Origin of the sequence: Kribbella sp. NPDC004875 (genome assembly GCF_042873375.1) — a bacterium.
In the GTDB taxonomy this organism is placed as follows: domain Bacteria; phylum Actinomycetota; class Actinomycetes; order Propionibacteriales; family Kribbellaceae; genus Kribbella.
In genome coordinates, this window is sequence record NZ_JBIALI010000010.1 from 117,398 (window position 1) to 130,117 (window position 12,720).

Here is a 12,720-nt window from a genome sequence, read left to right on the forward strand (position 1 = left end):
CCGATAGCTATGCATGCTTTGGACCACCTCCCTTCGCGTGTACTGCGAATTTACTGCCGCCCGGATCGCCGTTCAACCAGTTTTCGCCCAGGGATGAACGACAATCGGAAGATGATCAGACTCGGCCTGATTCCACTCGTGCTGCTGATCGGAACCGCCTGGTGGGCGTGGGCGTCGTACCGCCGGGCCGTCCAGGCGGAGCAGGCACTTGCGGAGGTCAACGCCGAACACCGGGCGCTGATGCGGGAGGTCCGGACGCTGGAACGGGCGGTCGCGGCTGCCGAGCAGGGCCTGCGTACGCTCAGCTCGCATCCGTCGGTACCGCGCGACGTCGCGGTCACCGCCGACCTGACCCTCGCCGACATCCGGCGCATGGTAGACAGCAACAAGGAGTTCGACGACTGATGGTCAAACTGGGGAACGCTGCCACGGCGATCAAGCCCAAGGGTGGGGGCAGCGTGAAGGCCAAGCTGATCGGTGGCCTGATCGTCGCGGTGATCGTGATCATCGCGCTGTTCAACATCTTCAACTTCGCGAACACCGACGCGAACCGGATCGGCCTGCACTACGGCGGCGGTGTGATCGAGGACAAGAAGTTCAAGTCGATCGTCCCGCCGGGCTCGACGAACAAGCTGATCGGCCCGGGGGACACCCTCTACACGTACCCGATCGACCAGCGCTCGTACATCATCGGCGGTGACGGCGCCGACACCGACGCGGCCGACGAGGTCACCGTGGTCAGCAAGGACAACGTCCGGCTGGGCGTCCGGGTCCAGGTCTACTTCACGCTGAACCGCGACAAGGACGTGATCAAGTCGTTCCACGAGCGGATCGGTCTGAAGACCGAGGCGTACGAGGAGAGCGGCTGGAACGCCATGCTGCAGAGCTACTTCCGCCCGCAGATCGACCGGGCGCTGTCGGCGGTCGCCACCAACTACGCCTGGGCCGAGCTCTACAACAACGAGGCGAAGAAGTCGCAGTTCCAGTCCGCGGCGGCCAAGGAGTTCACCCGGCTGCTGCCGGCCGCGGTCGGCGGCGACTACTTCTGCGGCCCGGGCTACAACGGCAGCAACGACTGCGGCGAGCTGTCGTTCACGGTTCAGAAGCCGATGCCGCTGGACAAGGGCATCATCGACGGCCTCGAGGCCAAGCAGCGCGCCGAGCTGGCGAAGGCGACCCAGGAGCAGAAGAACCAGCAGGTCCAGGTCGAACTGCAGTCGGTGCAGCAGCAGGTCAAGCTGCTCGGTTCGCAGGGTTACCTGCTGAAGTCCGCGATCGAGTCGGGCAAGATCCAGTTCATGGTCATCCCGCAGGGCGGCAACGTCAGCATCCCAGTGCCGACGACGCAGCAGCAGCCCAACCAGGAGCCGACCACCCAGCCGTCGCAACCGGCCCGGTAACACCGTGACCGCGCTGCCGTCCCACCTCGAGCTCGTGCAGGGCGTCGTCCTGCCCAAGCCGGTCGGCGCGCATCCGGTGCTCGACTTCGTCAACACTCGGTCCGAGTGGACCACCCGTGGCCCCGCCCGGACCGAGTGGCTGACGTCGTACGACGCCTTCCTGACCTGGAACGGGTACGTCGGCCTGCTCGCGCCCGCCACGGCGACGCGGCCGGCCAACGATTCGGATCACCTGCAGGCCGTCCTGACCTTTCGGGCCGGCCTTTACGACGTCCTCGCGGGCCAGGCGACCGATGACACCTTCGAGGCCGTCGCTCGAGTGATCGAGGAGGCCTCCGGCCGGCGGCGACTCGTGCGCTCGGGTGACCACGCGGCCTGGGAGCTGCCCGAGGACCCGGCGCTCCCGCTGTACAACCTCGCGCTGCTCGCGAGCGAGCTGCTGACCGGCGAATCCCGCGAGTACGTCCGGAGCTGCCCGTCCTGCGGCTGGCTGTTCCTCGACCCGCGCGGGCGCCGTCGCTGGTGCTCGATGGCCACCTGCGGCAACCGTGCCAAGGTCCGCGCGCACGCCGCCCGCACGCACTGAACCGGCGCCGTGGTGAAGTGGGGAGTCCTGCGCACCCGAATCAACAGGCCGGATTCCCCGGTCAGTTGAAGGCGGCGGGGTCCACCGTGATCCACGTGTGCTTGGCGCGGGCGAGGACGCGGCCATCGGCGTCGTACAGGGTGCTCGCGGTGAAGGTCTTGCGGCCGTCCTCGCCCAGGTAGCGGCCGAGCGCGACGCATTCCTCGCCGGCCTGCGGTCGCGCGTCGATGCACGCGGTCAGCCGGCCGAGGACCGACGGCCGGCCCTCGAGGTCGATCGTCCAGCCGCCGGGGCAGTCCAGCGCCGCCCACAGGAACACCTCGTCGACCAGTCCGCCGGTGGCGAGATCGCCCGACGGCTTCCAGGTGCACGCCGTCCGCCCGTCGCCGATCGGCCCGGGCTTCAACTGCAGACCCTCGCGATTCGCCGGCCCACACACGAAGCACCCCGGGAACGGATGGTCCCGCAGCCCGCGGTACGACGCCTCGGCCGCGCGCGCCTCTTCGGGCGGCACCAGATCGATGGTCGCGTCCACGAGTTCGTCACTGCCGACCGGCACCGCGTCCGCGACCACGGCGTCGCCGTCGGTCAGCCGCGCGCCGTCCGGCGCGGCCGCCAGCGCGAGGTCCTTCTGCAGTGGCGGCGGCCTCCGCAACGTCACCGTGGGAACGTGCGATCCGTCGAGCTTCCCGGCCAAGGCGGACCCGACCAGACCTGCGACGTACCCGCCGTTGCCCGACCGCTCCGGACCCTGGAACCGTCGCTCGACCCGCACGAAAGTCATGGCTCACGACCCTAGACCAGTCACCGGAACAGCTCAGCCGGGCACGGGGTGTGGTCGAGGTGTGAACGCGGAGAGTGGTGGGAAGTAAAGGGTTTCAGAGAAATCTGAGGATTTCTCGGAGACAACCGGGCTGAGCCCTCCAGTTCAAACGACCGTTTGAACTATGCTGACTGCAGGCTACTGCGCGTGAGCAGGTGGGGTGCCTGAGCGAGCGGTAGCCGGGGGGAAGGAGAACTCTGTGGAAACACCGGTCGAAACGACCAGGGAAAGGCTGCTCAACGTCGCCGAGCAACGGTTCGGCGAAGGGGGTTACGAAGGAACCTCGCTGCGGGCCATCACGGTCGCGGCGGCAGCGAATATCGCGGCGGTCAACTACCACTTCGGATCGAAAGAAGCCCTGTTACGGGCCGCGGTGGGGCGGGCGATGGCACCGGTCAACGCCGAGCGCCGGCGCCGGCTGGACCAGTTGGAGGCCGGCGGGTCACCGACACCGGAGGAGCTGATCCGGGCGTTCATCGAGCCCGGACTGGATCTGGTGCTGCGCCGTGGTGAACGAGGTGCCGTGATCGCGCGGTTCATCGGGCGGATCGCGTTCGATCCGAGCCGGCGGATCCGTGAGCTGTACGCGGCCGAGTCGGAGCCGATCGAGAGCCGGTACCTGGCGGCGCTGCAGCGGGCGCTGCCGCAGGCCACGCCGGACTCGGTCGCCTTCGGGTACGTGAACATGCTGGGCCTGCTGGCGCTGCACCAGTCACAGGCCCTGGCCGTCGCGCCGTCCACGATGGCGTCCACCACACCGTCGACCACACCCTCGACAACGGTATCGACGGTATCGACGGTGTCGACGGGTCAGCCGGCCGTGCCGGGTGCCGCCGGCCCGGAGGATCCCGGCAAGCTGGCCGAGAACCTGGTCGCGTTCCTGGTCGCGGCCTTCGACCGCGGTCTGCGATCCTGATCGGCATCCGCGGGGCCGTGACTTCCATGCCCACGGCTCCGCGGACCAGCGCGTCCAGTGGTCCGCCTGAATTTGTCCGCGTTTTGCTCACGGATGTTCGGGCGGGGCAGAAACGCTGCATAATGGCGCTCCGTGGACCCCTGTGAAGTCGTGGTTGCCGTCGACCTCGGTGGAACCCGGATGAAATGCGGCCTGGTCGCGGCCGACGGTGCCGTGCTGCACCGCGAGACCAGGCCGACACCCCGGGCCGATCCGCGTGACGGCGGCCGCGCCGTGCTCGACGCCCTGCTGGAAACCGTCGTCGAGCTCGGCCAGAAGGCGACCGCCGAGGGCCATCGGGTGCGCGCCATCGGGGTCGTGGTGCCCGGCGTGATCGACGCCGAGCACGGCACCGTCGGCGCCGAGAACCTCGAGTGGGCCGGTACGCCGGTCCTCGCGGAACTGAAGGCCGCGGTCCAGGCGACCGGCGGCGACGCCGTACCGATCGTGCTGGCCCACGACGTCCGCGCCGGCGGGTACGCCGAGCTGCGCCAGGGAGCCCTGACCGGGACCACGAACGCGATGTTCCTCCCGCTCGGGACCGGGATCGCGGCCGCGATGATCGTCGACGGCTCGCTGGTCAGCGGCGACGGGTACGCCGGTGAGCTCGGTCACTCGAAGTTCATTCACGGCGACGCCGCGGAACTCTGCGCCTGCGGCCAGTGGGGCTGTCTCGAGACGGTCGCCTCGGCTGCCGCGCTGGCCCGGCGGTACGCCGCCCGCACCGGCCGCACCGTGGACGGCGCCCGCGAGGTGATGGAGCTGCTGGCGGCCGGTGACCCCGACGCCGCGCAGGTCTGGCAGGATGCGCTGGCCGCCCTCGTCGACGCCCTGGTGCTCTACACGACCCTCGTCGCGCCGACCCGGATCGCGATCGGTGGCGGTCTGATCGGCGCCGGTGAGACGCTGTTGCAACCGCTGCGCGAAGGCGTGCACGCGCGACTGACGTTCCAGCGCGAGCCCGAGATCGTCGCGGCCGTGCTGGGTGAGGAAGCCGGCATGCTCGGCGCCGCTCAAATGGCCTGGGACCGCGCCAACGAGGAGGCGACCGCATGACGACGTACCGCGTGGGGCGGTTGGTGACGCCGGACGACGTTCTGGAGAACGCCTGGATCCAGGTGGTCGACGAGGACATCCACGCGTTCGGGCGGCGGTCCGAGGGGATGCCGGCCGACGGCAAGCGGCCCGAGGACCTCGGTGACGTGACGGTGGTGCCCGGGTTCGTCGACATCCACACCCACGGTGGCGGTGGGTCGACGTACTCGACCACCGATCCGGAGGAGGCCCGCAAGGTCGCGGCCTTTCACGCCAAGCACGGTACGACGACCACGCTGGCCAGCCTGGTGACGGCGCCGCTCGACGTACTCGTCGCGCAGACCGCCTGCCTGGCGGAGCTGCTCGAGGACGGCGTGATCGCGGGCGTGCACCTCGAGGGGCCGTTCCTGTCCGCGGCGCGCTGTGGTGCGCACGAGCCGTCGCTGCTGCGGCCGCCGCTCAAGGACGACGTCGCCAAGGTGCTCGGCGACGCGGTCAAGATGGTGACGATCGCGCCCGAGCTCGAGAACGGGCTGGACGCGATCCGGCAGGTCGTCGACGCGGGCGCGGTCGCCGCGCTCGGGCACACGGACGCGACGTACGAGCAGATGGTCGCCGGCGCCGACGCCGGTGCGACCGTGGCGACGCACCTGTTCAACGGGATGCGGCCGTTCCACCACCGCGATCCCGGTCCGGTCGGTGCCGCGCTGAACGACGAGCGGCTGCTGCTCGAGGTGATCAACGACGGCATGCACCTGGACCCGCAGGTGGTCCGCGTCGCGCTGGCCGCGGCCGGCGTGCACCGGATCGCGCTGATCACCGACGCGATGGAAGCGACCGGGATGCCGGACGGGCGGTACAAGCTCGGCGACCTCGAGGTCGACGTCAAGGACGGCCTGGTCACGCTCGCGCACGGCACGCACTCGATCGCCGGCAGCACGCTGACCATGGACGTCGCCTACCGGAACGCGGTGCAGGCCGGCGTCTCGCTGGTCGACGCGTCCCGGATGGCCTCGACCACCCCGGCGCAGAACTTCGGCTGGTACGACGTGGGCTCGATCGAGACCGGCAAGCGCGCGGACCTGGTGCTGCTGGATGCCGGCTACACCGTCCAGAAGGTGATGCGGGCCGGATCATGGCTGGACTGATCGGCACCGTCACCCTCAACCTGGCGCTGGACGTCACCTACGACGTCGACGAACTGGTGGTCGGCGGCAGTCACCGCGTCCAGCAGGTACGCCGGCGCGCGGGCGGCAAGGGTGTCAACGTCGCCCGGGTCGCGGCGACCCTCGGGCATCAGGCGCTGGTCCTCGGATTCGTTGGTGGGGTCACCGGTGAACTCGTCGCCGAAGAACTGTTCGACGCCGGGCTGACCGCGCTGCTCACCCCGATCGCCGGCGAGACCCGGCGTACCGTCGCCGTGGTCAACGGGGTGGACGGGGACGCGACGATCTTCAACGAGTCGGGGCCGTCGGTGACCGCGGACGAGTGGCGCGCGTTCGGCGACCGGATGCCGTGGGGACGGCTGGCGGTGCTGGCGTGTTCCGGGAGCCTGCCGCCGGGCCTGCCGGCTGACGCGTACGCCGAGCTCGCGGTGCGGGCGCGGCATCACGACGTACTGACGGTGATCGACGCCGGCGGTGCCGCGCTGACCGCTGCCGCGGGCGCGGGTGCTGTCGTCCGGGCGAACGCGGCCGAGTTGCGCGCGGCTGTTGGTGATGTCGAGGTCGAGGAAGGCGCATCCGAGCTGGTCGCGCGCGGTGCGACCGCCGCGGTGATCACCGACGGACCGCGCGGGATGGTTGCCGCGAGCAAGAAAGGTGTCTGGCGGGCGCTGCCGGTGGAGACCGTCCGCGGCAACCCGACCGGCGCGGGCGACGCGTGTACGGCGGTCGTCGCCGCCGCGGTCGCGGAGTCGCCGGAGCCGGATTGGCCCGTCGTCCTCACATCTGCCGTGGCCGCGTCCGCCGCCGCGGTTCTGACGCCCGTTGCCGGAGACATCGATCTCGCCGCCTACCGGCGCTGGCAGCCTCAAGTGACTGTGAATTAGGAGAACTCATGCCGTTGGTATCCGGTGCCGAGGTCGTGCTGGCCGCCGCCAAGGCCGGTCGTGGTGTCGGCGCGTTCAACGTGATCCAGCTGGAGCACGCGACCGCGTTGATCGCCGGCGCCGAGCAGGCCGGTGCGCCGGTGATCCTGCAGATCAGCGAGAACGCGGTGAAGTACCACGGCGCGCTCAAGCCGATCGGCGTCGCGACCCTCGCCGCGGCCGCCGCCGCGACGGTGCCGGTCGTCGTCCACCTCGACCACGCGATGGATCGCGACCTGGTCACCGAGGCTGTCGCGCTCGGCTTCACGTCGGTGATGTACGACGGTTCCAAGCTCGAGTACGACGCGAACGTCGCGGCGACCGTCGAGGTGACGAAGTACTGCCACGACCACGGCGTCTTCGTCGAGGCCGAGATCGGTGAGGTCGGCGGCAAGGACGGCGTCCACGCCCCCGGCGCCCGCACCCGCCCCGACGAGGCCGTCGCGTTCGCCGAAGCGACCGGCGTCGATGCGCTCGCGGTCGCGGTCGGCTCCTCGCACGCGATGACCGAACGTACGGCGACCCTCGACTTCGGCCTGATCACGCAGCTGCACGAGGCCGTCGCGGTCCCGCTGGTCCTGCACGGCTCGTCCGGTGTCGCGGACCCGGACCTCACCCGGGCCGTCGAGGCCGGCATGACGAAGGTCAACATCGCGACGCACCTGAACAACGTCTTCACCGACAAGGTCCGCCAGGTGCTCGCCGAGAACCCGAAACTCGTCGACACCCGCAAGTACCTGGGCCCGGCCCGCGACACGGTAGCCACCGAGGTGGCCCGGCTGCTGAGTGTCCTGAAAGCCGTCTGATGTCCGACCGGCCCGGTCTCGCGCGGCGGTTGGGGCTCGGGGATGCGGTGCTGATCGGGCTGGGATCGATGGTGGGCGCAGGGGTGTTCGCGGTCTGGTCACCGGCTGCGCGTGCCGCCGGGTCCGGTCTGCTGATCGGTCTCGTGATCGCCGCGGTTGTTGCCTACTGCAACGCGGTGTCGTCGGCGCAGCTGGCGGCCGTCTACCCGGTGTCGGGCGGGACGTACGTGTACGGGCGTGAACGCCTCGGCGAGTGGTGGGGGTTCGCGGCCGGCTGGTGCTTCGTGATCGGGAAGACCGCCTCGTGCGCCGCGATGGCCCTGACATTCGCCACCTACGTGACCGACATCAACTGGTTGCGCCGGCTGATCGCGTTGGCGGCGGTCCTCGCGCTGGCGGCAGTCAACTACCGAGGCGTGACCAGGACGGCGCGCCTGACCAGGATCCTCGTCACCTGCACCCTCGCCATCCTCGCCGTCGTGCTGGTCGTCCTGTTCGCCGGTTCCCCGCGGCAGCACGCGACGAGCGGCGCCACGGCGTACGGCGTGCTGCAGTCGGCGGGCCTGCTCTTCTTCGCGTTCGCAGGGTATGCCCGGATCGCGACCATGGGTGAGGAGGTGCGGGAGCCCGCGCGCACCATCCCGAGGGCCATCTCGATCGCGCTTGTTCTTGCCATCGGCATCTATCTGGTGGTCGCGCTCGCGCTGCTCCGGACCGTCGACCCCGCGTCGACCGCGGCGCCCCTCGCGGCCGCGGTCGACGGGGTCGGTGCGATCTGGGCGGTGCCGATCGTCCGGATCGGCGCCGCACTGGCCAGCCTCGGCGCCCTGCTCGCCCTGATCGCCGGCATCGGCCGCACCGCGCTCGCGATGGCCCGCAACCGCGACCTGCCCGGTTGGCTGGCCGCGGTCCACCCCCGCTACCAGGTGCCGCACCACGCCGAGCTCGCGCTCGCCGCGGTGGTCGGCATCCTCGTCCTCACCACCGATCTGCGCGGGGTGATCGGCTTCTCCTCGTTCGGCGTCCTGCTGTACTACGCGATCGCGAACGCCTCCGCCTTCACCCAGCCGGCCGATCAGCGGCGCTGGCCGCGCGCCGTCAACGTGATCGGCCTGACCGGTTGTGTCGTCCTCGCGGTCACGCTCCCGTGGGTGTCGGCGGTCGCGGCCGCCGGCGTCCTGGCCGCCGGACTGCTGGCCCGGCGGTTCATGACAGGTCGCGCCGGATCCGCCAGAAGCTGAAGCCTGTCAGGCCCAACGCCAAGAGCACGAACAGCCCGAACTCGCGCCACTGCAGATCCCAGAAGGTGCCGGCCGTGAAATAGCGAACGTGCTGCCGATAGCCCTCATCGGCGAGCCGCTGGAAACACGCCACCTCGGCCGGCGTGGTCCGCACCTGCTGCTTCGGCCCGGCCGGCGGGGGACCAGGCGCACACGCCATGGTCCAGTCGGGCAGGGTGCTCAATTCCTTGCCGGACTTGTCCACCGTCGTGTCGGACACCTTCCAGGCGGCGATCGCACCGGTGGCGACCTCTATCTCCTTCACCTGTTGGTTCGCCCCGGCGCCGCTGATCCCGAACCCGCGGATGTTGTCTGCCGTCGCGGCGATGTACCTGTCGACCGGGGCCAGCAGATGCGGCCGGATCAACGACGGCGTGAGGATCTGGATCAGGATCACCGCCGCCAGTGTGATCGCGAGTGCCACCAGGGTACGGCGGACCGCCAGCCCGATCGCGACGCCGAGAGCGAACGCGAACGCGGCGTAGCCGATCGGCACCAGGCCACGGGCGGAGAAGGTCGACGGAAACATCCGCGGCAGATAGGTGTTCGAGTCCTGGCCGGCGTTCAGCGCGTTGTCGATCGGGGCCGACCACCACGTCACCGCGAAGCTGAGCAGGCCGGTAATCGCCATCGCGGCCAGGCCGGTGACGCCGACCTTGACGGCGAGCCAGCGCCGGCGCGAGATGCTCTGACTCCACGCCAGCCGGTGTGTCCCGGTCTCCAGTTCGCGTGCGATCAGCGGTGCACCCCAGAACGCCCCGATCACCGGCGGCACGGCGTACAGCAGGAGTTGGCCGATGCGGTAGAGCAACGGGTTCAGCCGCTCGTAGGCGAGGCTGTCGATGAAGGTCGTCGTGAGCCGGTGGTACGAGTCGGCCAGACCCGGGCCGGTGACGGCGAGGAAGACCGCGGCCGCGACGACCACCGTGGCGACCACCAGGAACTGGACGCGGAACTGCCGCCAGGTCAGCCAGATCATCGCTGCACCTCCAGGACCGGGCGCTCGGGCTGGACGTCGCGGCCCATGTAGGCCAGCACCAGGTCCTCGAGCGTGAGTTGGGTGACCGTCCAGGCCGGATCGAGGATCGGCTGGTCGGTCCGGATCAGGTACGTCGACTGCCGGTCGGTGTGGCTCGCGGTCACCACGTGCTGGTTCCTCGGCAGGTCCTTCTGGTCACGCCGCGGACCGACCAACCGGAAGTGCGTGGCCAGCAGCGTGTCGATCTCGCCGCTGACCTGCACCCGTGAATCGACCAGGACGATCAGGTAGTCGCAGGCACGCTCGACGTCGGAGACCAGGTGCGAGGACAGGACGACGCTCAACTCCTGGTCGGCGACCGCCTCCATCAGGTCCTGCAGGAACTCCCGGCGCGCGAGCGGATCGAGCGCGGCGACCGGTTCGTCGAGGATCAGCAACTCGGGTTGTTTCGCCAACCCGAGCGTCAGCGCGAGCTGCGCGCGCTGACCACCGGACAGCCGGCCGGCGCGTTGCTTCGGGTCCAGCTGCAGGCGCTGAACCCGTTGCCGCGCAAGGGATTCGTCCCACGCCGGGTTCAGTCGCCTTCCGAGTCGCAGGTGGTCGGCGACACTCAACCGCGCGTACGTCGGCGTGTCCTGTGCGACGTACCCGACCTTCGCCTGCTGCGTTCCGGCCGGTGCCCCCAGTACCTCGACGGCGCCGGCGCTCGGCGTGATCATGCCGACCGCCAGATTCAGCAACGTGCTCTTGCCGGCGCCGTTCGGCCCGACCAGTCCGACCACGTGCCCGGCCGGAACCTCCAGCTCACAATCGGTCAGCGCCCAGCGCCGCCCGTATTTCTTCCCCAGCCCCTGAGCTTGCAGAACGGTGTTCAAGCTATGTCCTCCTGAGCGGCGGACCGAAAGGTGGTCAGGAACAGGGCCTCGATGCTCTCGTCGTCGAGGCCTGCTTTACGGGCCTTGGCCAGCCAGCGGCGGAGGTCCTGGCGGAGCGGGCCGTGCGCGGCCAGCGTGTTGTCGGTGAGCGTGCGGGTGACGAACGTGCCGCGCCCGGGCCGGGCCTGCACCAGCCCCTCGTGCTCGAGCTCGCGGTACGCCTTGAGCACGGTGTTCGGGTTGATCGCCAGCGCCGCCACCACGTCCTTCACGGTCGGCAGCTGGTCACCCTCCCGCAACAGCCCGAGCCGCAACGCGTTCCGGACCTGCTGAACGATCTGCTGGTACGGCGAGACCCCCGACCGGCCGTCCAGATGGAACTCGATCATCCATAACCCCATTCATCTAGTTACCTAGCACTATAGGGGTGTGGTCGAGTGTTGCGTCAAGGGATGTGGACGTGCAGCACTCATCAACCACGCCGACGGGGGTGGCTGACGGGCGCGCTGAGCGTGCGGTGTGCCGCCGCGCGGCGGTTGATGAGTGCTGGCGGTCCGCCTCAGCGAATGGCTTCGTACCGCCGGAGCGATTCGCGGCGGGCCTCGCCGTGGTCGACGACCTGGTCCGGGTAGCCGTCGGCGCCGCCGTGCTTCCACGGCTCGTGCGCGGCCTTGCCCTCGAGACCCCGGAGCTCCGGGACCCACCGCCGCACGTAGTCGCCCCGCGGGTCGAACTTCAGTCCCTGACCGACCGGATTGAAGATCCGGAAGTACGGCGCGGCGTCCGCGCCGCAGCCCGCCACCCACTGCCAGTTCAGCGAGTTCGAGGCGAGGTCACCGTCGTACAGCGACTGCATGAACCAGCGCGCGCCGTACTTCCAGTGCACGTGCAGATCCTTGACCAGGAACGACGCGACGACCATCCGGACCCGGTTGTGCATGAACCCGGTCTCGGCGAGCTGCCGCATCCCCGCGTCGACGAGCGGGAAGCCCGTGCGGCCCTCGCGCCAGGCGTCGAACAGTTCGCCGGGCTCGTCGTACTGCATCTTCTCGAACTCGGACCGCAGCGGTTTCCACGCCGCCTCCGGATAGCGCGCCAGGAGGTCGGCGCAGAACTCCCGCCAGGCGAGTTCGCGGGCGTACGCCTGCGCGCCGTCGCTGCGTTTGCGGGCCAGGTCCGCGAGCATCGTCCGCGGGTGCAGCTCGCCCCATTTCAAGGGGATCGACATCCGTGAGGTGCTGTCCAGGTCGGGGCGGTCGCGCTGGTCGTCGTACTCGCGCACGCTGTCCAGGTACTCGTGCCAGCGCTCGCGCGCGGCGTGCTCGCCGGCGCCGTCCGCCGTACCCTCGGGCAGCTTCTCGCCGTCTGCGGTCACCCATTCGACCTTCGCGGGCGCCTCGACCGGTTGCCGCCAGCCGTGCGCGAGCCAGGCCTTGTAGTACGGCGTGAACACCAGGTACGACCGGCCCTGCTGGTTCAGCACCCGCCCAGGAGCGATCGCGTACGGCGACCCCGTGCGCACCAGCGGACACTTCAACGCGGCTTCAACTTCCTCGTCGCGTTGCTGTCCGTACGGCGCGTAGTCCGCGCTGATGTGCACACTCGCCGCCTCGACCTCCGCAGCGACCGCCGGGATGACGCTTGCAGGATCGCCCTGCCGCACGACCAGCCGGCCGTCCATCGCCTCCGACAGCGCCCGCAACGAAGCGGCCAGGTGCTCACGGCGTGGGTCGCCGGACCGCCCCCAGAGCAACGGATCCAGGACGAACACGCCCAGCACCCGCCCATCGCCCGCGGTCACCGCGTCCAGGAGCGCGGGGTTGTCCGTCAGGCGGAGGTCTCGCCGAAACCACATCATTGCTGTCACTGGGCCCATCCTCCGCCTGTACCCA

General features: G+C 70.0%; 14 protein-coding genes. 9 read left to right on the forward strand and 5 right to left on the reverse strand.

Going from position 1 to position 12,720, the window contains the following annotated elements; all coding sequences use genetic code 11:
• Window positions 1-111 precede the first annotated feature (111 nt).
• Genes ACFYRH_RS39530 through ACFYRH_RS39540 form a run of 3 tightly spaced genes read left to right on the forward strand, consistent with a single transcriptional unit; the run spans window position 112 to window position 1,986 of the window.
• Entirely contained in the window at window positions 112-405 is a 294-nt protein-coding gene (locus tag ACFYRH_RS39530; RefSeq protein WP_387785801.1) for a hypothetical protein, read from the forward strand.
• A complete protein-coding gene (locus tag ACFYRH_RS39535; RefSeq protein ID WP_387785802.1) occupies window positions 405-1,400 on the forward strand; it encodes an SPFH domain-containing protein in 996 nt (331 codons plus the stop codon). Before ACFYRH_RS39530 ends, ACFYRH_RS39535 begins: the two co-directional genes overlap by 1 nt.
• A 4-nt stretch (window positions 1,401-1,404) precedes the next feature.
• A complete protein-coding gene (locus tag ACFYRH_RS39540) occupies window positions 1,405-1,986 on the forward strand; it encodes a CGNR zinc finger domain-containing protein (protein ID WP_387785804.1) in 582 nt (193 codons plus the stop codon).
• Between the two features lie 61 nt (window positions 1,987-2,047).
• Here ACFYRH_RS39540 and ACFYRH_RS39545 read toward each other — a convergent pair whose 3' ends face one another.
• Window positions 2,048-2,770, reverse strand: a complete 723-nt coding sequence (locus ACFYRH_RS39545) for a hypothetical protein (RefSeq protein WP_387785806.1) — start codon at window positions 2,768-2,770, stop codon at window positions 2,048-2,050.
• Between the two features lie 238 nt (window positions 2,771-3,008).
• Between ACFYRH_RS39545 and ACFYRH_RS39550 the strand changes: the two genes are divergently transcribed.
• The 6 genes from ACFYRH_RS39550 to ACFYRH_RS39575 all read left to right on the forward strand — a co-directional run bounded on the left by ACFYRH_RS39550 (window position 3,009) and on the right by ACFYRH_RS39575 (window position 8,935).
• Complete coding sequence (locus ACFYRH_RS39550; RefSeq protein ID WP_387785809.1) at window positions 3,009-3,725, forward strand: TetR/AcrR family transcriptional regulator; 717 nt, start codon at window positions 3,009-3,011, stop codon at window positions 3,723-3,725.
• Window positions 3,726-3,857: 132 nt separating this feature from the next.
• Window positions 3,858-4,820: an ROK family protein gene (locus ACFYRH_RS39555; RefSeq protein WP_387785811.1), complete on the forward strand. Its 963-nt coding sequence runs from the start codon at window positions 3,858-3,860 to the stop codon at window positions 4,818-4,820.
• Window positions 4,817-5,947: an N-acetylglucosamine-6-phosphate deacetylase gene (gene nagA / locus ACFYRH_RS39560; RefSeq protein WP_387785813.1), complete on the forward strand. Its 1,131-nt coding sequence runs from the start codon at window positions 4,817-4,819 to the stop codon at window positions 5,945-5,947. Before ACFYRH_RS39555 ends, nagA begins: the two co-directional genes overlap by 4 nt.
• Window positions 5,935-6,849, forward strand: a complete 915-nt coding sequence (locus ACFYRH_RS39565) for a 1-phosphofructokinase family hexose kinase (protein ID WP_387785815.1) — start codon at window positions 5,935-5,937, stop codon at window positions 6,847-6,849. The genes nagA and ACFYRH_RS39565 overlap by 13 nt, the downstream gene beginning before the upstream one ends.
• Window positions 6,850-6,857: 8 nt before the next feature.
• Entirely contained in the window at window positions 6,858-7,694 is an 837-nt protein-coding gene (locus tag ACFYRH_RS39570; RefSeq protein ID WP_387785818.1) for a ketose-bisphosphate aldolase, read from the forward strand.
• Entirely contained in the window at window positions 7,694-8,935 is a 1,242-nt protein-coding gene (locus ACFYRH_RS39575; RefSeq protein ID WP_387785820.1) for an APC family permease, read from the forward strand. The genes ACFYRH_RS39570 and ACFYRH_RS39575 overlap by 1 nt, the downstream gene beginning before the upstream one ends.
• Here ACFYRH_RS39575 and ACFYRH_RS39580 read toward each other — a convergent pair.
• The 4 genes from ACFYRH_RS39580 to ACFYRH_RS39595 all read right to left on the reverse strand — a co-directional run bounded on the left by ACFYRH_RS39580 (window position 8,901) and on the right by ACFYRH_RS39595 (window position 12,704).
• Complete coding sequence (locus ACFYRH_RS39580; protein ID WP_387785822.1) at window positions 8,901-9,953, reverse strand: ABC transporter permease; 1,053 nt, start codon at window positions 9,951-9,953, stop codon at window positions 8,901-8,903. The genes ACFYRH_RS39575 and ACFYRH_RS39580 overlap by 35 nt on opposite strands.
• A complete protein-coding gene (locus ACFYRH_RS39585) occupies window positions 9,950-10,828 on the reverse strand; it encodes an ABC transporter ATP-binding protein (protein WP_387785824.1) in 879 nt (292 codons plus the stop codon). Before ACFYRH_RS39585 ends, ACFYRH_RS39580 begins: the two co-directional genes overlap by 4 nt.
• On the reverse strand, window positions 10,825-11,217 hold the full coding sequence (locus ACFYRH_RS39590) for a GntR family transcriptional regulator (RefSeq protein ID WP_165549724.1): 393 nt from the start codon (window positions 11,215-11,217) through the stop codon (window positions 10,825-10,827). The genes ACFYRH_RS39585 and ACFYRH_RS39590 overlap by 4 nt, the downstream gene beginning before the upstream one ends.
• Before the next feature lie 170 nt (window positions 11,218-11,387).
• Window positions 11,388-12,704, reverse strand: coding sequence for a cryptochrome/photolyase family protein (locus ACFYRH_RS39595; RefSeq protein WP_387785827.1), 1,317 nt, complete (start codon window positions 12,702-12,704; stop codon window positions 11,388-11,390).
• Window positions 12,705-12,720 lie beyond the last annotated feature (16 nt).

Excerpts from the sequence above, each read along its gene's own strand:
- ACFYRH_RS39545 (WP_387785806.1), bottom strand. The coding sequence starts at position 2,770 with ATGACTTTCGTGCGGGTCGAGCGACGGTTCCAGGGTCCGGAGCGGTCG.
- ACFYRH_RS39530 (WP_387785801.1), top strand. The coding sequence starts at position 112 with ATGATCAGACTCGGCCTGATTCCACTCGTGCTGCTGATCGGAACCGCC.
- nagA (WP_387785813.1), top strand. The coding sequence starts at position 4,817 with ATGACGACGTACCGCGTGGGGCGGTTGGTGACGCCGGACGACGTTCTG.
- ACFYRH_RS39590 (WP_165549724.1), bottom strand. The coding sequence starts at position 11,217 with ATGATCGAGTTCCATCTGGACGGCCGGTCGGGGGTCTCGCCGTACCAG.
- ACFYRH_RS39565 (WP_387785815.1), top strand. The coding sequence starts at position 5,935 with ATGGCTGGACTGATCGGCACCGTCACCCTCAACCTGGCGCTGGACGTC.
- ACFYRH_RS39595 (WP_387785827.1), bottom strand. The coding sequence starts at position 12,704 with ATGGGCCCAGTGACAGCAATGATGTGGTTTCGGCGAGACCTCCGCCTG.
- ACFYRH_RS39535 (WP_387785802.1), top strand. The coding sequence starts at position 405 with ATGGTCAAACTGGGGAACGCTGCCACGGCGATCAAGCCCAAGGGTGGG.
- ACFYRH_RS39575 (WP_387785820.1), top strand. The coding sequence starts at position 7,694 with ATGTCCGACCGGCCCGGTCTCGCGCGGCGGTTGGGGCTCGGGGATGCG.
- ACFYRH_RS39570 (WP_387785818.1), top strand. The coding sequence starts at position 6,858 with ATGCCGTTGGTATCCGGTGCCGAGGTCGTGCTGGCCGCCGCCAAGGCC.
- ACFYRH_RS39580 (WP_387785822.1), bottom strand. The coding sequence starts at position 9,953 with ATGATCTGGCTGACCTGGCGGCAGTTCCGCGTCCAGTTCCTGGTGGTC.